This window comes from Microbacterium sp. MDV22-iso44 (genome assembly GCF_058629135.1).
Genome location: NZ_JBZVWS010000003.1, coordinates 225,013 through 244,143, shown reverse-complemented (window position 1 = coordinate 244,143; position 19,131 = coordinate 225,013). Strand labels below are relative to the sequence as shown.

At 71.5% G+C, this 19,131-nt stretch carries 18 protein-coding genes; 10 read left to right on the top strand and 8 right to left on the bottom strand.

Annotated elements, in window-relative coordinates; translation table 11 throughout:
* Positions 1 to 17 precede the first annotated feature (17 nt).
* Entirely contained in the window at positions 18 to 1,019 is a 1,002-nt protein-coding gene (locus tag AC4NN1_RS11450) for a LacI family DNA-binding transcriptional regulator (RefSeq protein ID WP_491955379.1), read from the bottom strand.
* A gap of 105 nt (positions 1,020 to 1,124) precedes the next feature.
* On the opposite strand from AC4NN1_RS11450, the gene AC4NN1_RS11445 reads away from it, so the two are divergent.
* The 6 genes from AC4NN1_RS11445 to AC4NN1_RS11420 are packed head-to-tail and all read left to right on the top strand — an operon-like array spanning position 1,125 to position 7,765.
* Positions 1,125 to 1,490 (top strand): L-rhamnose mutarotase, encoded by a 366-nt coding sequence (locus tag AC4NN1_RS11445; RefSeq protein ID WP_116227599.1) that lies wholly within the window; start codon positions 1,125 to 1,127, stop codon positions 1,488 to 1,490.
* Entirely contained in the window at positions 1,487 to 2,653 is a 1,167-nt protein-coding gene (gene rhaI / locus AC4NN1_RS11440) for an L-rhamnose isomerase (protein ID WP_491955378.1), read from the top strand. Before AC4NN1_RS11445 ends, rhaI begins: the two co-directional genes overlap by 4 nt.
* A 7-nt stretch (positions 2,654 to 2,660) precedes the next feature.
* On the top strand, positions 2,661 to 3,518 hold the full coding sequence (locus AC4NN1_RS11435; protein WP_491955377.1) for an alpha/beta hydrolase: 858 nt from the start codon (positions 2,661 to 2,663) through the stop codon (positions 3,516 to 3,518).
* Positions 3,515 to 4,933: a rhamnulokinase gene (locus AC4NN1_RS11430; RefSeq protein ID WP_491955376.1), complete on the top strand. Its 1,419-nt coding sequence runs from the start codon at positions 3,515 to 3,517 to the stop codon at positions 4,931 to 4,933. Before AC4NN1_RS11435 ends, AC4NN1_RS11430 begins: the two co-directional genes overlap by 4 nt.
* Before the next feature lie 44 nt (positions 4,934 to 4,977).
* The gene (locus AC4NN1_RS11425) at positions 4,978 to 6,297 is read left to right on the top strand and encodes an MATE family efflux transporter (RefSeq protein WP_311868156.1); all 1,320 of its coding nucleotides are present in this window, start codon (positions 4,978 to 4,980) and stop codon (positions 6,295 to 6,297) included.
* Between the two features lie 40 nt (positions 6,298 to 6,337).
* On the top strand, positions 6,338 to 7,765 hold the full coding sequence (locus tag AC4NN1_RS11420; protein ID WP_363455195.1) for an AAA family ATPase: 1,428 nt from the start codon (positions 6,338 to 6,340) through the stop codon (positions 7,763 to 7,765).
* Positions 7,766 to 7,804: 39 nt separating this feature from the next.
* Here the strand turns inward: AC4NN1_RS11420 and AC4NN1_RS11415 are convergent, their stop codons facing one another.
* Complete coding sequence (locus AC4NN1_RS11415; RefSeq protein ID WP_491955375.1) at positions 7,805 to 9,325, bottom strand: CitMHS family transporter; 1,521 nt, start codon at positions 9,323 to 9,325, stop codon at positions 7,805 to 7,807.
* Between the two features lie 170 nt (positions 9,326 to 9,495).
* On the opposite strand from AC4NN1_RS11415, the gene AC4NN1_RS11410 reads away from it, so the two are divergent.
* From AC4NN1_RS11410 to AC4NN1_RS11400, 3 genes are all read left to right on the top strand, one after another.
* On the top strand, positions 9,496 to 11,124 hold the full coding sequence (locus AC4NN1_RS11410) for a sensor histidine kinase (RefSeq protein ID WP_491955374.1): 1,629 nt from the start codon (positions 9,496 to 9,498) through the stop codon (positions 11,122 to 11,124).
* Complete coding sequence (locus tag AC4NN1_RS11405; protein ID WP_491955373.1) at positions 11,117 to 11,776, top strand: response regulator; 660 nt, start codon at positions 11,117 to 11,119, stop codon at positions 11,774 to 11,776. The genes AC4NN1_RS11410 and AC4NN1_RS11405 overlap by 8 nt, the downstream gene beginning before the upstream one ends.
* A 61-nt stretch (positions 11,777 to 11,837) precedes the next feature.
* Positions 11,838 to 12,257: a hypothetical protein gene (locus AC4NN1_RS11400; RefSeq protein ID WP_491955372.1), complete on the top strand. Its 420-nt coding sequence runs from the start codon at positions 11,838 to 11,840 to the stop codon at positions 12,255 to 12,257.
* A 10-nt stretch (positions 12,258 to 12,267) separates the two neighbouring features.
* Here the strand turns inward: AC4NN1_RS11400 and AC4NN1_RS11395 are convergent, their stop codons facing one another.
* From AC4NN1_RS11395 to AC4NN1_RS11370, 6 genes are read right to left on the bottom strand one after another with little or no spacing between them, the layout of a single operon-like run.
* Positions 12,268 to 12,897: a TrmH family RNA methyltransferase gene (locus tag AC4NN1_RS11395; protein ID WP_491955371.1), complete on the bottom strand. Its 630-nt coding sequence runs from the start codon at positions 12,895 to 12,897 to the stop codon at positions 12,268 to 12,270.
* Positions 12,898 to 12,906: 9 nt separating this feature from the next.
* On the bottom strand, positions 12,907 to 14,694 hold the full coding sequence (locus AC4NN1_RS11390; protein WP_491955370.1) for a sensor histidine kinase: 1,788 nt from the start codon (positions 14,692 to 14,694) through the stop codon (positions 12,907 to 12,909).
* A gap of 47 nt (positions 14,695 to 14,741) precedes the next feature.
* Positions 14,742 to 15,929 (bottom strand): ABC transporter permease, encoded by a 1,188-nt coding sequence (locus AC4NN1_RS11385; protein WP_491955369.1) that lies wholly within the window; start codon positions 15,927 to 15,929, stop codon positions 14,742 to 14,744.
* A complete protein-coding gene (locus AC4NN1_RS11380; RefSeq protein ID WP_336125013.1) occupies positions 15,922 to 16,626 on the bottom strand; it encodes an ABC transporter ATP-binding protein in 705 nt (234 codons plus the stop codon). The genes AC4NN1_RS11385 and AC4NN1_RS11380 overlap by 8 nt, the downstream gene beginning before the upstream one ends.
* A complete protein-coding gene (locus tag AC4NN1_RS11375) occupies positions 16,623 to 17,675 on the bottom strand; it encodes a peptidoglycan-binding protein (RefSeq protein ID WP_491955368.1) in 1,053 nt (350 codons plus the stop codon). The genes AC4NN1_RS11380 and AC4NN1_RS11375 overlap by 4 nt, the downstream gene beginning before the upstream one ends.
* Complete coding sequence (locus tag AC4NN1_RS11370; RefSeq protein WP_491955367.1) at positions 17,672 to 18,295, bottom strand: hypothetical protein; 624 nt, start codon at positions 18,293 to 18,295, stop codon at positions 17,672 to 17,674. Before AC4NN1_RS11370 ends, AC4NN1_RS11375 begins: the two co-directional genes overlap by 4 nt.
* Positions 18,296 to 18,406: 111 nt before the next feature.
* Here AC4NN1_RS11370 and AC4NN1_RS11365 point away from each other — a divergent pair, with 111 nt between their 5' ends.
* The gene (locus AC4NN1_RS11365) at positions 18,407 to 19,096 is read left to right on the top strand and encodes a response regulator transcription factor (protein WP_311868174.1); all 690 of its coding nucleotides are present in this window, start codon (positions 18,407 to 18,409) and stop codon (positions 19,094 to 19,096) included.
* Positions 19,097 to 19,131 lie beyond the last annotated feature (35 nt).

The following is a 19,131-nucleotide window of genomic DNA, read 5'->3' as shown; positions in this document are numbered from 1 at the left end:
ACCCGGTCGCCCGCGCCTCAGCCCCCGGTCGACGCCCGGACGACGAGTTCGGGGCGGAAGCGGATGCGCTGCGGCTCGGCATCCGGATCCTCCAGCAGGGCGAACAGCGCGTCGACGGCGGCGGCGCCGATCTCGCGCGCGGGCTGACGGATCGAGCTGAGCGGAACGACCGTCGACTGCGCGAAATCGATGTCGTCGTAGCCGATGAGGGCGAGGTCCTCGGGGACGCGCAACGAACCGAGGATGCCGGCACCCTGCAGCACCCCGACGGCCAGCAGGTCGTTCGCGCAGAACACGCCGTCGGGCCGCTCGGCCGCGTCGCGTCGGGCGAGCTGCTCGCCGACGAGCCGCCCCGCGAGCACCGTGAGCTCGTCGGTCGCGGCGACCTCGAGCGACGCCTCGGGCACCTCGGCGAGCGCGCGCCGCGCCCCGTCGAGACGGTCCGCCACCTGGCGGACGGATGCCGGTCCCCCGGCGAACAGGATGCGGCGACGCCCCTGCTGCAACAGGTGCTGGACGGCGAGGTATCCGCCCTCGACGTCGTCGACGGCCACGGACGGCAGGTCGCCGTCCGCTTCGGCGTCCAGGAGGACGATCGGGACGCCGGCGGTCTCGAGCGTCTCGGCGCGTGCGTCGTCGAGGGCCAACGGGGTGAGGAGCACGCCGTTGACGCGCTGCTCGCGGAACAGGTCGAGGTAGGCGTTCTCGCGGGCGGCATCCTGCCCGCTGCTGCCGAGGAGGATCGTCACGCCGTGCGCGGCGGCGCGCTCTTCGGCGCCGCGGGCGACTTCGGCGAAGAACGGGTTGGCCGTATCGAGGACGACGAGCCCGACGGTGCGACTGCGTCCGGCGCGCAGTTGGCGCGCGGCGTCGTTGCGGACGAACCCGAGCGCGGAGATGGCCGCGTGCACGCGTTCCACGGTCGCCGGGGATACCTTCGCCGGCCGGTTGAGGACGTTCGACACGGTCCCCACCGACACTCCTGCCGCGCGAGCGACGTCCTTCACACTGACTGCCACATGACCTGCCTTGACGGATGCTTCGGACCCACGTTACTGTTCTGAATCTTGAATCGTTTCACGAAACGCTTCCCCGACGATGCACCGGCCTCACGAAGGAGTGACATGATCCGCGTCGCCTTCCAGCTGCAGATCGACCCTGCCCTGATCGACGAATACGTCGCGCGCCACACGCCCGTCTGGCCCGAGATGCTCGCCGAGATCGAGGCATCCGGTCGTCGCAACTACTCCCTGTTCCTCGGCGACGGCGGGCGCCTGTTCGGCTACTACGAGGTCGACGACGACACCGCGGCGCAGGCCTACCTCGCCGCCTCCCCCGTCGCCGCACGCTGGGAGGCCGAGATGGCCCGCTACTTCGTCGGCCTCGAGGGCCGCCCCGACCAGGCGGCGACCCCACTCGCCGAAGTCTTCAACCTGCACGACCAGTTGGCGGCCACCGCCGACGCCCCCTCAGAAAGCGACCCCTCATGACGACGCTGTCACACCACATCCTCACCCAGCTCGAGGGGCAGGCCATCGAACTGCCCAGCTGGGCGTTCGGCAACTCCGGCACCCGGTTCCGCGTCTTCGCGACGGCCGGCACGCCGCGCGATCCGTTCGAGAAGATCGCGGACGCCGCCGAGGTCAACCGCTACACCGCGCTGGCTCCGACCGTCGCGCTGCACATCCCGTGGGACAAGGTCGACGACTACGCCGCCCTCCGCCGCCATGCCGAGGACCTCGGCGTGCAGCTGGGCACCGTCAACTCGAACACGTTCCAGGACGAGGACTACAAGTTCGGCGCACTCACCCATCACGACGAGGCGATCCGCCGCAAGGCGATCGACCACCACCTCGAGTGCATCGACATCATGCACGAGACGGGGTCGCGCGACCTCAAGATCTGGCTCGCCGAGGGATCGAACTACCCCGGCCAGAACGACATGCGCGGACGCCAGGACCGCTTGCAGGACTCGCTGCAGCAGATCTACGCCCGCCTCGGCGACGCGCAGCGTCTCGTCCTCGAGTACAAGTTCTTCGAGCCGTCGTTCTACCACACCGACGTTCCCGACTGGGGCACGTCCTACGCCCAGGTCGCCGCCCTCGGCGACAAGGCGATGGTCTGCCTCGACACCGGCCACCACGCCCCCGGCACCAACATCGAGTTCATCGTCATGCAGCTCCTCCGTCTTGGAAAGCTCGGGTCCTTCGACTTCAACTCGCGCTTCTACGCCGACGACGACCTCATCGTGGGCTCGGCCGACCCGTTCCAGCTGTTCCGGATCCTCACCGAGGTCGTCCGCGGCGGCGGACTGGGCAACCCCGACGTCGCCTTCATGCTCGACCAGTGCCACAACATCGAGGACAAGATCCCCGGCCAGATCCGCTCGGTGCTCAATGTCCAGGAGATGACGGCGCGCGCCCTGCTCATCGACCGCGACGCCCTGGATGCCGCGCAGCAGGCCAACGACGTGCTCGGCGCCAACGGCATCCTCATGGACGCCTTCTACACCGACGTCCGCCCCGCCCTCGCCGAGTGGCGCGAGTCGCGCGGGCTTCCCGCCGACCCGATGGCCGCGTTCGCGGCATCCGGTCACCTGCAGAAGATCGCCGACGAGCGCGTCGGCGGCACGCAGGCCGGCTGGGGTGCATGATCGACCGATGAGCGACATCCCCACCCCCTACGGCGCTGCCGGCGGCCTCGTCCGCGTCTACCCCGCCCGCATCCTCGAGCGCCCGACCCCGGGACTGGTGTGGCTGCACGGCGGCGGGTTCGCCGCCGGCGACATCGACATGCCCGAGGCCGACCACGTCGCACGGACGTTGGCGGATGCCGGGACCACGGTCGTCTCCGTCGACTACCGCCTGGCGCCGCTGCCCGACGGGTGGGAGGCTCCCGCGACCGAACCCGGGCGCGAGCGCGCGGGGTTCCCCGCGGCATCTGACGACACCCTTGCGGCCTGGGACTGGCTGCTGACCGAGGCCGCGACGCTCGGCGTGGATCCGGCTCGGCTCGCGATCGGCGGCGCGAGCGCCGGCGCGAACATCGCGACCGGGGCGGTCCTGCGCCTCATCCAGAACGATCGACACCTGCCCGCGCTCGTCCTGCTCGCCTACCCGACGCTGCTGGCCGAGCAGGCCGCACCCGAGGGCGAGCTCCGCGCCGCGCTCGACGCCCGACCCGCGGCCGACCGGTTCGGGCCGGATGCCGTTCGCGGCATGTACGAGAACTACCTCGGCGGATCGGTCGTCGACGCGCCGCTGGCGGCCATCCCGGGGCTCGCGACTCACGCGGACCTCGCCGAGTTCCCGCCGACGCTCATCGTCGCCGGCGACGTCGACGAGCTCCGCGTATCGAGCGAGCACTTCGCGCGGACCCTCACCGAAGCCGGCCGCGACGTCGCGCACGTGATCGAGCCCGGCACCGACCACGGCCACCTCAACCGTCCCGACGAGGGGGATGCCGCATCCCTCACGCTGGCCCGCTTCGCCGCGCGCCTGGCGGCCCTCACCCCGTGAGCACCGCGGGGGGCACCGTCGTCGCCGTCGACCTGGGCGCGACGAGCGGTCGGGTGATCGTCGGCAACGTCGGCTCCGACACGCTCGAGACGACGACGGTCGCGCGGTTCGCGAACGACCCCGTGCGGATCTCGGACGGCCTGCACTGGAACATCCTGGGCCTCTACGGCTCGGTACTCGACGGACTCCGCGAGGCGCTGCGCGACGACGTCGCGAGCATCGGCGTGGACTCCTGGGCCGTCGACTACGGCCTCATCTCGCGCTCGCGCCTGCTCGGCGAGCCGTTCCACTACCGCGACGAGCGCACGACGCGCGGCGTCGAGGCGGTGCACGCCTCTCACCCGCACGAGGCGCTGTTCGCCCGCAACGGCCTGCAGTTCCTGCCGTTCAACACGCTCTACCAGTTCGCCGCCGAGGACCGTTCCGTGCTGCGCCTCGCCGAGCACGCCCTGCTCATCCCCGACCTCATCGGGTACTGGCTCACCGGCCAGGCGCGCACCGAACGGACGAACGCGTCGACGACCGGTCTCCTGCGCGCCGACACGGGGGAATGGGATGCCGACCTGGCGGCCGCCCTCGGCATCCCCCAGCACCTGCTGACCCCGCTCATCTCCCCCGGCGAGACACTCGGATCCCTCACCGCCGAGGTCGCGGCGAACCTCGGCGCACCGCGGGCCGCCGTGACCGCCGTCGGGTCGCACGACACGGCATCCGCCGTCGTCGCCGTACCGATGGCGTCGGGCGATGCCGCCTACATCTCGTGCGGCACGTGGGGACTCGTGGGCGTCGAGGTCGACCGCCCGGTGCTGACCGACGCGGCCCGCGAGGCGAAGTTCACGAACGAGGGCGGCGTCGACGGACGCACCCGACTGCTCCGCAACGTCATGGGTCTCTGGATCCTCAGCGAGACCGTCCGCGGCTGGCAGCGCGAGGGGCACGAGACCGAGCTCGCCGAACTGCTGGCTGCCGCGGCCGATGTGCCCGGCCCGGTCGCCGTGTTCGACGTCGACGACGCGCGGTTCCTGCCCCCGGGCGACATGCCGGCGCGCATCGCGGCGTGGTGCGAGGAGCACGGCGTCGCCGCCCCGCAGAGCCGGGCCGAGATCGCCCGGAGCATCATCGAATCGCTGGCGCAGGCCTTCGCCGACGCCGCGCACGAGGCCGGCCGGATCGGCGGGGTCGACGTGCGCGTCATCCACATCGTCGGCGGCGGGTCGCTCAATGAGCTGCTGTGCCGGCGCACCGCCGATCGGGCGGGCGTCCCGGTGCTCGCGGGCCCGGTCGAGGCGACCGCGCTCGGCAACATCCTCGTGCAGGCGCGGGCCGCGGGGCTCGTCTCGGGCTCGCTCGAAGCCCTGCGGGACCTCGTCGCCCGCACGCACGAGCCCCGGCGGTACGAGCCCGGCGCTCGCTGACCGCCGGGCGGGCTGAGCCACTCGTCACCCCTAGGCTGAAAATCATGCCTGCGCCGACCCTGAACCGCGAGATCCTGCGCCTCGCCGTGCCCGCGCTCGGCGCGCTGGTCGCCGAGCCGATGTTCCTGATCGTGGATGCCGCCCTGATCGGCCACCTCGGCGTCATTCCGCTCGCGGGTCTCGGCATCGCCGGGGCCATCCTGCAGACGATCGTCGGGCTGATGGTCTTCCTCGCCTATTCGACGACGCCCGCCGTCGCTCGTCGCTTCGGAGCCGGCGACCGCAAGAGCGCCGTGAGCGTCGGCATCGACGGCCTGTGGCTCGCGCTCGGGCTCGGCGCACTGCTCGCCCTCGTCGGGTCGCTCGCGACGCCGTGGCTCGTGGGGCTCTTCGACGCCGGTCCCGATGTGACCGACCAGGCGATCGCCTACCTCGGCTTGTCGATGTGGGGACTGCCGGCGATGCTCATCGTCTTCGCCGCCACCGGCCTGCTGCGCGGGATGCAGGACACCGTCACCCCGCTCTGGATCGCCGGGCTCGGCTTCGGCGCCAACGCCCTGCTCAACTGGCTCTTCATCTACGGGTTCGGGTGGGGCATCTCGGGCTCCGCCGCCGGCACCGTCGCGGCGCAGTGGGGCATGGTCGCCGCCTACGTCGTCGTCATCGGCCGGCTCGCGCGGCGGCACGCGGCATCCGTCCTGCCTCAGCGCGATGGAGTGCGCGGATCGGCGCGGTCGGGTGGGTGGCTGTTCCTGCGGACCGTGTCGCTGCGCGTCGCCCTGCTCGCGACGGTCGCGGTCGCGACGGGGCTCGGCACCGCCGAGCTCGCCGGGTGGCAGGTCGCCTTCACGATCTTCTCGACGGCGGCCTTCGCGCTCGACGCGCTCGCGATCGCGGCGCAGGCCCTGATCGGGCGCGGGCTCGGAGCCGGCGACGAACCGTTCGTCCGGCGCGTCCTCGGCCGGACGGTCGCGTGGGGCGCATGGTTCGGAGTGATCGTCGGGGTGATCATCGCGGCACTGTCCGGCGTGATCGGGCTCGCCTTCACGGGCGACCCCGAACTCGCGGCCCTCATCGTGCCCGCCCTTCTCGTGCTGGCGATCGCACAGCCCGTGTGCGGAGTGGTGTTCGTCCTCGACGGCGTGCTCATGGGCGCCGGCGACGCCAAGTACCTCGCGATCGCCGGCGGCCTCAACCTCCTGCCGTACCTGCCCGCCCTCGCGATCGTGATCGCCCTGCACCCGGGCGGATCGGGCGGCCTCGCCTGGCTGGCGGCGTGCTTCTTCGGCGTCTACATGCTCGCGCGCCTCGGCACCCTCGGCTGGCGTGTGCGCCGCTCGGAGTGGATGACCGCCGCGGTCTGAGCAAGTCTCGCGTGTCACCCCACTCCCCTAGAGTGCGGGCATGGACTCCCGTGACAACGACTTCCTCCGCGACTTCCACCGCCTCATCCAGCGGGTGAATCGGATGCCGGAGGTCGAGACCGCCCCGCTGACCCCCCTCGGCGAGCGGGTGCGCGACCACCTGAGCGCTGACCCGGCCCAACTGCCGATGGTCACGGAAGCGGTCCCGCCGCATCGTCTCGTCGACCTGGATCTCGCGGTCGATGCGATCGGCGGAACGGATGCCGAGGTCGTCGGCATCCGCGGTGGGCAGCACCTGCAGCACGAGGAGTTCGCCGGCCTCCTCGCATCGCCCTACGCGCGCATCCAGCCGGGCCCGGTCGAGTACGTGACCGTCGCCACCGGTCCGACGACGACTCGGCAGACGAAGTCGACTGCAGTGCACCTCTTCCGCTTCGAGGGAGTGCCGGTCGCGGCGCTGCAACGGGCTGCCGACCCGCGGGCCGGCCGCAGCGAGGCGACACTCGACGTCATCACCGCGACGCCGGAGGTCGCGCCCAGGCTTCTGGCCGAGATCCGTCGGCTCATGAACGAGCTCAGCGTCGTCCGCGGCAACGTCGTGAGCTTCGCGCGGAGCGAGTACGGGGCGAGCGGCGTCGGGGGCATGACGTTCCTCGAGCGGCCGACGATCACCGCAGATCAGGTGATCCTGCCCGAGGGCCTGCTCGACCGCATCCGCGCTCACGTCGTCGAGATCGGGGATCGCGCCGACGAGCTGCGTGCCCGCGGCCAGCACCTCAAGCGGGGCGTGCTGCTGTACGGCCCTCCCGGAACCGGCAAGACCCTGACCATCCGCCACCTCATCCACGAGACGCCCGGAACGACGGTCGTGTTGCTGCAGGGCGCCGCACTCGGGCTGATCGGCGAGGCCGCCTCACTCGCACGTGCGATGAGCCCCGCTCTGGTCGTCCTCGAAGACGTCGACCTCGTGGCCGCCGATCGGGGCGACTTCGGACTGCAGCCGCTGCTGTTCGAGGTGCTCGACGCTCTCGACGGTCTGGACGGCGACGCCGACGTCGCCTTCGTCCTGACGACGAACCGCGCCGAGATCCTCGAGCCGGCCCTCGCCGCACGCCCTGGCCGGGTCGACCTCGCGCTCGAGATCCCGCTGCCCGAACTGTCCGCCCGTCAGCGACTGTTCCAGGTGTACGGGAGCGACCTGCCGTTCTCCGCCGAGGCGCTGGAGCGCGCCGCCGAGCGCGCCGAGGGCGTCACCGCATCCTTCGCGAAGGAGGTGATCCGACGCGCGGTGCTCCGGGCGGTGTCCGACGACCGAGACGTCACGGACGGCGACCTGGCCACCGCGCTCGACGCCATGATCGACGACACCCGGGGAATCTCCCGCGTGCTGTTCGGCGGTGAGGCCGCCGCCGACGCGGCAGGCCCGCACGGCGTCACCAGCAGCATCCGCTTCGGAGCCGACTACTGATGCGCCCCTCTCGCGTGTTCGCCTGACCCGCGCCAGGACTCAGGCCATCAGCGGGATGGACCCGACGAGGACGCCCACGGCGAGCATCACGAGCGAGACGACCACGGCGCGCCACAGGACCTTCTTGTGGTGGTCGCCGAGGTTGACGCCTGCGAGCGAGACGAGCAGCAGAATCGCGGGCACGAGCGGGCTCTGCAGGTGCACGGGCTGGCCGGTGATCGAGGCGCGCGCCATCTCGACGGGTTCGATGCCGTACGTCGTCGCGCTCTCGGCGAGGATCGGCAGGATGCCGAAGTAGAAGGCGTCGTTCGACATGAAGAACGTGAACGGGATCGACAGGATGCCGGTGATCACGGCCATGAACGGTCCGAGCGACGGCGGGATGACCTCGGTCACCCAGCTGGCCATCGCCGACACCATGCCGGTGCCGTTCAGCACGCCGACCAGGACGCCGGCTGCGAGGACCATCGAGACGACGCCGACGATGCTGGGGGCGTGAGCGACGATCTCATCGGCCTGCGTCTTGAGCCGGGGGAAGTTCACGATCAGTGCGATGGCCGCACCGACCATGAACACGTAGGCCAGCGGGTAGATGTCGAGCACGAGCATCACCATGACGGCGAGGGTCAGCACGAGGTTGAACCAGATGAGCTTCGGCCGGAGCGAGGCACGGTTCGGGTCGAGCAGGGTGTCGGCCATCGCGGTGTCGGCCGTGTCGACGAGCTTCGCGGCGTCGACCGCGTTGCGGGCGCCGCGAACGGTGACGATGTTGCCCGTGCGCAGGTGCGCGAGCGCGCCGGGCTTGTTCTCGGCGCCGCGGAACAGGCGGGGAGCGCCGAGGCGTCCGTCGCCGGCCGTGGCCTCGAGACGCGACGTGTCGACCGATCCGGCCAGGCGGCGACGCTCGGAGAGCCCCAGGAACCAGGCGAACAGCAGGGAGATCACGAGGCCGGTGGCCAGCGAGGGCAGCATGGGGACGAAGATGTCGGTCGGCTGCAGGCCGAGCGCCGAGGCGGCGCGCACCGTGGGGCCGCCCCACGGGACGATGTTCAGCGTGCCGTTCATGAGGCCCGCGACACAGGTCAGGACGACGGGGCTCATCCCGAGCCGCAGGTAGATGGGCAGCATCGCCGACGTCGTGATGATGAAGGTGGTCGAGCCGTCGCCGTCGAGCGAGACCGCACCGGCGAGGATCGCCGTGCCGAGCACGACCTTGGCGGGGTCGTCGCCCAGCAGGCGGGTGATGAGGCGGATGAGCGGGTCGAACAACCCGACGTCGATCATGATGCCGAAGTACATGATCGCGAACATGAGGAGCGCCGCGGTGGGGGCGAGGTCGCCGATCGCGTCGATGACCATGTCGCCGAGGCCGAGACCCGCGCCGGCGAAGAGGCCGAAGATCGTCGGCACGGTGATGAGCGCGACCATGGGGGTGAGGCGCCGGGTCATGATCAGCGCCATGAAGGTCAGCACCATCACGAACCCGAGGATGACGAGGATCGTGTCCGGTGGGGTGAACGCCACGGGGTACTCGACTGCCTCGGTATGCACGATGCTCATCGCGACTCCTTCGTCGTGAAGCGGCTCCGGCGGGTTCGGTGCCTGGTCCCGCGATCGTAGGGATGCCGTGAACCAGGGCGCGCGCTAAGGCTCATTCCCCTGCGTTGTGCGCGTAACGTGGCTTTCGCTCATTGTGCGCAGGAGGTGGTCGGGTGCGGTTCGGGAGCAGGATGCTGGTCCTCCAGCTCGTCACGCAGGTGTGCGTCGTGGCGGCGTGCGCCGGCGTCTTCCTCTTCCTCGGGGTGCAGCAGCTGCGCGCCGAAGCGGAGTCCTCGGCGCTGAACATCGCCCGGAGCGTCGCGGCGACCCCCGACGTCCGCGAGCTGGTCGCGGAATACTCCGCCGACCCCGGCACGCCGGATGCCGCGAAGCTTCTCGGCGGCCCTCTGCAGGGGTACGCCACCGCCGTCTCGGACCGTACGGACGTGCTGTTCGTCGTGATCACCGACGATCACGGCATCCGTCTCGCCCACCCCGACCCGGACCGGCTCGGTGACGTCGTGAGCACGAGCTTCGACGACGCCCTCGCCGGGCGCGAGGTCGTGACGTGGGAGTCCGGCACGCTCGGCGAATCCGCACGCGCCAAGGTGCCGGTGTACGCGCCCGGTGACGGGGACCGGCCGGTCGGAGAGGTGAGCGTCGGATTCGAGCGAGCCAGCGTGTTCCGCGATCTGCCCGCCCTCCTCACCGGCATCGCCGTCGCGGTCGTGCTGGCCCTCGCCCTCGGCGCGGTCGCGGCGCTGCTGATGCGTCGGCGGCTCGAGCGCGTGACGCTGGGGCTGCAGCCCGAAGAGCTCGCGGCACTCGTCCAGACGCAGACCGCCGTGTTCGAGAGCGCGGACGAGGGTGTCGTCGCGGTGGACCCGGACGGCACCGTGCGCGTGTGGAGCGAGGCGACGACGCGGATGCTGGGCGTCGCCGCCGCGCCTGGGACCGCCCTTCGCGACGTCCCGGTCGACCCGTCGGTGCGCGATGCGCTCACGGCGGGCGCGCCGTCGGGACTCGCGGTCGGCGACCGCATCGTCTATGTCGACGTCCGCTCGGTGCGCCGCGGTTCCCGCGCGCTCGGCACCGCGGCGATCCTCCGCGACCGGACCGATCTGCTCGCCCTCACCGAGCGTCTCGACGGCGTCCGCACCCTGACCGACGCGCTGCGCGCGCAGCGCCACGAGTTCGCGAATCGCCTGCACGCGGCATCCGGTCTGCTGGACGCGGGCCGCGGCGAGGAGGCCCGCGACTTCCTGCGCGAGGTCTCGGGTCGCGGCGCCGTCGACCTGCGGGTGGCCGGGCTGGATGCCGTGACTGACCCGGTCCTGCAGTCGTTCCTCGGCGCGATGGCCGAGAGCGCCCGCGAACGCGGCGTCGAGTTGCGCGTTGGGCCCGACACCCTGCTGCGCAGCACGCTGCGCGAGGTGGAGGACACCCTCGCCGTGATCGGGAACCTCGTGGGGAACGCGGTGACGGCCGCGGCATCCTCGTCGGCGGACGCCTGGGTAGAGGTGACCCTCCTCGACGAGCTCGACGGGGGCGAGCTCGTCCTGACGGTGGCGGATTCGGGAGGCGGCGTGACGGAGCCCGGCGACGTGTTCGCCGCGCGCACGGTGTCGGAGACCGAGACGGCGGTGCACGGCCACGGCATCGGGCTGCCGCTGTCCCGTGAGCTCGCGAGGCGACGCGGGGGCGAGGTCTGGATCATCGACGCGGGCGGCCGCGACGGCGGCGCGGTCTTCGGGGCTCGTCTGCCCGCGGTGATGGGTCCGGCGGGACCGGGTGAGATCGAGGAGAGCGACGATGAGTGACATCCGTGTGCTGATCATCGACGACGACTTCCGCGTCGCCGGCGTGCACCGCGACATCGTGACGGGGGTGCGCGGATTCACCGCGCTCGAGCCGGTCCGCACCGCGGCCGAGGCGCTGGCGGCCGTGCGGGCCGACACCCCCGACCTGATCCTCGCCGACGTGTACCTGCCCGACGGGGACGGCATCGAGGTGGTGCGCTCGTGCGGCGTCGACGCGTTCGTGCTGAGTGCGGCGACGGACGCGCGGACGGTGCGGCGCGCCTTCCGCGCCGGCGCCCTCGCCTACCTCGTGAAGCCGTTCGACGCGCGAACGCTGGCCGATCGCCTCGACCGGTACGCGCGCTACCGCAACCTGCTCTCCGACGCCGCCCCGCTCACGCAGGACCAGATCGACCGCGCGGCGACGGCGATGCGCGCTGCCTCCGACCAGGCGTCGGTGTCGCGGTCGGCGACGGAGCGGACCATCCTCGGCGCCCTCGCCGACGGCGAGGCATCGGCGAGCGAGGTCGCCGAGCGCAGCGGCATCTCACGCGCGACGGCCCAGCGCCACCTCACCGCGCTCGCTTCGCGCGGGCTCGTGGAGATCAGCCTGCGATACGGCACGACGGGCCGCCCTGAGCACCGCTTCCGCGTGGCGGATGCCACGGGCTAAGGTGACACCACGCCACGACGGCCGTGTCGCGCAGGAACCGCTCGGGGGAACGGACTCCACCATGACGAACACCAGCAGGATCACACTCGCGACCGCTCTGATGGCCGCATCGGGTCTCGCACTGACCATCGGAGCCACGGCACTCGCGACCTACCTGCTGACAGCAGACGGCACCTTCGCCGAGCTCGTCGTGGTCGCCGGCGCCGGCGGCACCGCCATCGTCACCGGCATCGTCGGCGTGTGGCTGCACCGGTTGAGCACCGTCGTCTCCGCCTTCGCGACGGTGGGATACCTGGTCGTGGGGGCGACGATCGTCCTCGGCGCCGTGACCACCCTCCAGGATGCTGCGGCGGGAGGTTTCGCGAACATCGGAGCGGGACTGCTCCTGCTCGTCGGCTCGGTCCTCGCCGTGCCGGCCACCGCTCTCGCCGTGACGCTCGCCGCCTTCTACCTGCGGTCCCGCCGGTACGCCGTCGCCTGACGACGCGGGCTCACGCGTAGCGGCGGCACCATTCGTACATGACGACCGCCGCGGCGGCCGAGGCGTTGATCGACCGGGTCGACCCGTACTGGGTGATCTCGACGACGCCGGATGCCGCGGCGAGCGCCTCGGGCGACAGCCCCGGCCCCTCCTGGCCGAACAGCAGGACGCAGCGCTCGGGCAGGTCCGCCCGGTCGACCGGAACCGAGCCGTCGACGTTGTCGATCGCGAGGACCGGAAGGCCCGCGGCATCCGCCCACGCGGTGAAGGTCGCGACGTCCTCGTGGTGGCGGACGTGCTGGTACCGATCGGTGACCATCGCGCCGCGCCGGTTCCAGCGCCGTTTGCCGATGATGTGCACCTCGGCGGCGCCGAACGCGTTGGCGCTGCGGACGATCGAGCCGATGTTCATGTCGTGCTGCCAGTTCTCGATCGCCACGTGGAACGGATGCCGCTTTTCGTCGAGGTCCGCCACGATCGCCGCCATCGTCCAGTACCGGTAGCGGTCGACGACGTTGCGGCGGTCACCGTGCTCGAGCAGGTCGCGGTCGTAGTGCGGATCGTCGGGCCACTCGCCCGGCCACGGCCCGACCCCCACCGGAAGCTGCGGCTCGGCGTCGGGCTCGGTCGGGTCTGGCACCGGTCCAGGTTAGTCGGGGCATCCTGGCAGGAGGACGGTGAAGCGGGACCCGACGCCCACCTCGCTCGTGACCTCGACCGATCCACCCAGCGCCTGGCTGAGTCCCTGAACGATCGACAGCCCGAGTCCGGAGCTCTCGCCCGACCGCGTGCGCGCCGGGTCTCCCCGCCACAGCCGGTCGAACACGAACGGCAGGTCGTCGGCGGCGATGCCCTCGCCGTCATCGGTCACCTCGAAGCGGACGGTTCCGCCCGTCGCACCCGCGCCGACCCGCACGGACCCGCCCGCGGCGGTGTGGCGGAGAGCATTGCCCACCAGGTTGCTCAGGATCTGCCCGAGGCGCGCGGCATCGGTGCGCATCGGCAGAGGTCCCTCGACGTCGGCGGCCAGCGTGACGTCTGCGGCCGCGGCGCGAACGAGATGGGCCGCAACGACGCTGCGGACGACCTCGGCGGCATCCACCGGTGCGAGGTCGACGGCGAGGTCGCCCGTCTCGGCGAGCGCGAGCAACTGCAGGTCGCGCGTGATGGTCTCCATGCGTCCCGCTTCGGTGAGCACGAGGCTCCGCAATTCGGCATCGCTCATTCCGAGCCCGTCGTCAGCGGCCTCGACCCAGCCGCGGATGTTCGTCAGGGGGCTCCGCAGTTCGTGTGCCACGTCACCGAGAAGACGGCGGCGGGCGGTCTCGTGACTGGCGATCTCCGCCGACATCCGGTCGAACGCCGCACCCACGTGGGCGAGGTCGTCCGTCGCACCGACTCCGCTCCGACCCGCACGCTCTCCGGCGGCGAAGCGGTCGGCGGCGTCTTCGAGCTTGCGCGCGCTCCGAAGGGTCGGCGCGAGGATGATGGCGGCTGCGGCCGCGAGAAGAGCCAGGAGCACGACCACGACGATCGCGAGTCGTGCGATCGTCCCCGGGCTCGCGTCGAAGGGCCCGCGGACGTTCCCCCGGAGGTTCGTGAGGACGATCTGGACGGTCGGCGCCGTGACGGCGGAGGCCTGCTCGACCTGTGCGCTGAGGAGGCATCCCGCGGTGATCTCCGACCCGGGGGGATCGGTGCGGAACGCGAGTTCCGTTCTCGCCGACGCGGCCGAGAGGTCGAGGTCGACCCGGTCGATCGGAGGAGCACTGGCGTCGAGCAGGCACCGGTTCGTGAGTTCGCGCAGTTCGTCGAGAGCGTCCTGTTCGGACGGCAGCGGGGTGTCGAGTCGGGTCCGCCCGCAATCCGGGGCGTTGTCCGTGGCCCACACCACCGGGCGTCCCGTCGTCCAGACGGTCGAGCCGATGACCGCCGTTCCCAGGCAGGCGCGGACGTCAGCAGCGCGCGCGGTCAGCGCCGTCCGCTGATCCTCGCTGAGACCAAAGGGTCCGACGATCCCCCGGTGCAGGCGCAGCTCGAGGGTGCCCGGCTCGGCGTACTCCTCGAGCGGATCGAACGTCATCGTCGACTCCTCGGGTCGCGGCAGAGTCGGCGCACTGTCGGCGATCAGCTCTCCGTCCCCCCCGACGAGCGCGATCCGCCGGCCGGTGTCGTGCGCGAGTTCGAGGAGCTCGGGTCCGACTCCGTCCCAGGTCGGATGCCGGCCGGCCCACAGACTCAGTTCGTCGAGGATCTGCTCGTTCCGGGCGAGGGCGGCATCCGATGACTGCTGGTCGAAGCGGTACTCCGCCGTCTGCGCGAGCCACAGCGTGCTGCCGACCGACGCGACGACCAGGAGGAGGCCTGCGGCGAGGTACCGCAGCAGCAGGCGCGGCGTCCGTCGCCGTGTCTGCTGCTCGTCCGATCGCACGCTCATCCCGTCGGCAATGCTCTCACCCGCCGCCCCCTCATCCGCTGCGCCCCTCATCCCGCGGCGAGGGCAGCGGTCGGCGACTGCCGTGCCGCATGGATCGACGGCGCGAGCCCGGCGAGCGCCCCCGTCACCAGGGATGCCGTCACGCCGAGGACGATCGTCGCGACCGGGATGACCACCGGCCACCCCTGCGTCGCACTCCACAGCACCGTGCCGAGCAGCCCGAGCGAGACTCCCAGGAGCCCACCCATCGAGCAGAGGACCACCGCTTCGACGAGGAACTGCGCACGGATCTGCCCCCGATGCGCACCGAGCGCCCGGCGCAGCCCGATCTCGCTCCGGCGCTCGAGCACCGAGACGAACATCGTGTTCGCGATCCCGATCCCGCCGATAAGGAGGGCGATCCCCGCCAGTGTCAGGAACAGTCCATCGAAGTTCGCCTGGGCGGCATCCTTCGCGGCGAGCACGGCCGACGGGCGACTGACCTGCACCATGCCGGCGGCCCCCGGCGAGAGCGTCGCGGCCACGATGGGCCGGAGCGCCTCGATCTGCGACTCGGTGCCGGTGAGGTAGGCCACCGTGGGGGCGCCGTCGAAGTCGAGCCATCGCCGGGCGGCCGCGTCGCTCACGAGCACGGCCGACTGCAGGTCGGGCGCGAGAGGGGTGTCCTCCAGAACGCCGATGACCCGGAACGGGATGCCGCCGAGGTCGATCGACACCGCACGATCGGGGAGCCGTGAAAGTCCGAGCCGGTCTGCGGCATCGGAGCCGAGGACGACGACCGGCAACGGATCGTCACCCATCCACCGGCCTTCGGCCAGCTCGCCCCGGAGCACACCGAGCAGGTCGCCCGTCACCGCGAGGGTCGTGATGCCGCTCTCGACGTAGTCGCGGAGTGCGTTGCTCCGGACTCCCGCATGGGCGTTTCCGACCGTCGCGGCATCCGTGACGGGACCGATGCGTTGCAGCATGCCGCGCGATTCGGGAGGGAGCGGGATCGGCTCACCGTCGACGCCGACCCTCGGATCGGCTCGCAGCAGGTTCGCTCCGAGCTTCGTGAGCTCCTGATCGAGCGCGGCCTGCGACGAGGCGGGCAGCGCGGTGACCGTCACGAGGGTGGCGATGCCGATGGCGACTCCGAGCGAGGCCAACACGGCGCGCAGCGGGCGGGTGAACAGCCCCACGGTGCCGAGGGCCAGAAGGTCCCGGATGCCGAGGCGAGGCCGACGTTCAGACATGAGCGACCTCTTCCCCTGCAGGAGCGGCCGTATCCGACACGATCCCGCCGTCGCGGAGCTCGACCCGGCGCGGCATCCGAGCGGCCAATCCGGTGTCGTGGGTGATGACCACGACGGTCGTGCCCTCCCGATTGAGTCGCTCGAGGAGGTCGACGATGCGTTCGCCGTTGGCACTGTCGAGCGCTCCGGTCGGCTCGTCGGCCAAGACGACCAGGGGTTCGGTGACGACGGCGCGGGCGATCGCGACACGCTGGCGCTCCCCGCCGGAGAGGTCCCGAGCCCGGTGCGCGAGGCGGTGCGCCAGCCCCACCCGCTCGAGCGCCGCTCGGGCGCGATCGCGACGGAGCCGGCGCGGGACGCCGCTGTACAGGAGCGCCGTCGCGACGTTGTCCTCGGCGCTCAGCCCGTCGGTCAGATGGAAGCTCTGGAAGACGAAACCGATCGTCCGCCCCCGCAGGGTCGAGAGCGCTCGGTCATCGAGGTCGTCGGTGTCGATGCCGCCGACCCGGACGGTTCCGCTGGTGGGCCGGTCGAGGGTGCCGAGGACGTTCAGGAGCGTCGATTTGCCGGCGCCGGACCGTCCGACGATCGCGATGATCTCGCCCGCATCGATCCGGAGCGACACGTCCTGCAGGGCCGCGACGCCGCCCGGGTGGATGCGGCCCACGTGATCGAGTTCGAGAGCAGGCGTGGTCATCGTGCGGTCACCACCGTCATGCCGGCGGTGATCCCGTCACCGGTCACTTCGACGCGGCCGTCCGCGATGAGCCCGATCGTGACGGCGCGCAGCCGCCCGGATTCGTCCTGCAGCGCGTAGCCCCCCTCGGCGAGCGCGATGAGCGCGGGCACGGGGGCGATGAGCACGTCGGCGACGGTCTTCGTCACGACGCGGACGACGACGGCCCCGGCATCCACCTCGGCGACGGCCTTCTGGTCCGCGATCTCGACCGTCGCCCGCACCTGGGACTGCGCCCCGTCGCCCGCCGTGCCGACGTCGCGGATCGTGCCTTCCAGCTTGCGGCCGTCGGGCAGCTCGATCTCCGCAGCCGCCCCCGCACCCACGAGCCCCGCGTCGCCGGCGGGAACGACCGCCTGGACGATCCTCGCGGTGGTCGAGGCGGTGAACGGCGTTCCGGTTGCGGTGTCGCCGAGCCGGGCGGTCACTTTCGCGATGCGACTCTCGGCGGTGAGGACGACGACATCCGTCGGTGCGAGGTCTCCCGTCCGTTCGAGGCCGAGCGCCTTCTGCCAAGAGCGCACGGCCGCGCGGAACGCACTGTTGGTCCGCGCATCCGCCGGGTCGGCCCGGCGGAGATACCCGAGCTCCATGAGGTTCGCCGCCACCATGCTCACGTCGGCACCGGTCATGCCCCACGAGGTCAAGGGCCGGTAGAGCGCGGTCGTCCCGATGAGCACCGGGATGGCGCGGTCATCGACACGGAGTGCCGCCGCGCCTCGCGCGAGGTCTGTATCCGGTGCCGGCAGCCAGGTGATCGTCCCTTTCGCCTTGACCGACACGGGCTCGGCGGCGCCGAACCCGATCGACCCGTCCAGAGTCGCGGTCAACGACAGGTCGCCCCGCTCGATCTCGGCTGTCGCACGTTCCACCTGCGATGACGGCGCGGGTTCCGGCGACTGCTCGGTCGCGTTGGTCACGGCTGCCACCCCACCCGCGGCGAGGAGGAGAGTCGCCCCCACGGCGGCTGCCGCGATGGCGAAGGTGCGTCGACGGCGGTCGCGGCTCATCGGGTTCCTCCCGAGACGCCGGCGACGCACCCGTCGACCTTCGCCATCCCCAGCGAGATCGACGCCGAGTCGTTCTGCTCACCACCGAAAGCGAAGTTGATCTGTCCGAACTCGTCTGCGGGGGTGATCTCGACGTAGCGGACGCCCTCGGCGTGCAGGCAGTCGACCACCTTCTGAGCGAATCGCAGCGCGTCCGGGTTCTGGGCGTCGAGCTCGTGCGGCGGGAGCGGCGCGAACCTCATGCAGAACGCCTCCGCCTCGGCAGCCGCCTCGGGGTCGTCGTTGGTCGCAACGCCCACGCCGCTGTCCTGGCCGCCCGTGATCGTCGCCTTGGGCATCCGATCCGCGAGGCATCGCTCTCGAGGCTGCCACGCCGCCTCGCCCTCCTCCTCGGTCATGTCGAGGCGCAGCCGGACCGGCTCACCGTATTCGGCGGTCAACGGGTCCTCCGTCGCCGTCTTCTCGGGCGCCGCCGTCTCGAGACTCGCGATCTGACCGTCCGGAACAGGGGCGGCATCCTGGCCCTGCGGCGCCGTACCGGCGGTGCAGCCGGTCGCGAGCAACACCGTCAGGGCGAGGCCGGCGAGTACACCCAGGTGGCGGGTCGAATGGCGGAACATGGTTCTCCGATCTCTGTCGTTGCCCCCACAGTGATCGCCGGTTGTGAAGGGAATGTGAGCGTGCGGTGCCGAGACCGTCTTCGTTCCGGTCGCGCGCCTACAGTCGATGACGTGGCCCGCATCGTGATCGTCGAGGACGACGCCCTGCAGTCCGAGCTCATCCGCCGATACCTCGAGCGCGAACGGCACGATGTCGAGGTCATCGACGACGGAGCCATCGCACTGACCTCGATCCGCGCCTCCTCCCCCGACCTGCTGATCCTCGACGTGATGCTCCCCGGACTCGACGGGCTCACCTTGTGCCGCACGCTTCGCGAAGAGATGCACGAGCTGCCGATCCTGATCCTCACGGCGCGGTCGACCGAGAACGATCTGCTTCTCGGTCTCGAGCTCGGTGCCGACGACTACGTCACGAAGCCCTACAGCCCTCGCGAACTCGTCGGTCGCGTCCGCGCCCTGCTGCGGCGGGCGCTGCCTGCCACGACGATCCGCACCGACGTCGTCGTGGGGGGCCTCGTCATCGATCCCGAGCGCCGAACGGTGACCGTCGATGCGCGACCCGTCGAGCTGACCCGAGCCGAGTTCGATCTGCTGCTCGAGTTCGCCACTCAGTCGGGCATCGTCCTCAGCCGGTCGCAGCTCCTCGACCGGCTGCACGGCTCCGCGCAGTGGATCGGCCCGCGCACCATCGACACCCACGTGAAGAACCTGCGACTGAAGATCGAGGACGACCCCCAGCGGCCGGCGAAACTCATCACCGTGCACGGCGTGGGGTACAAGCTCGAGTCCCCCACGGGCTGAGCTCGCCGGAGCCACGACGGTGCTTCCGGGCATCC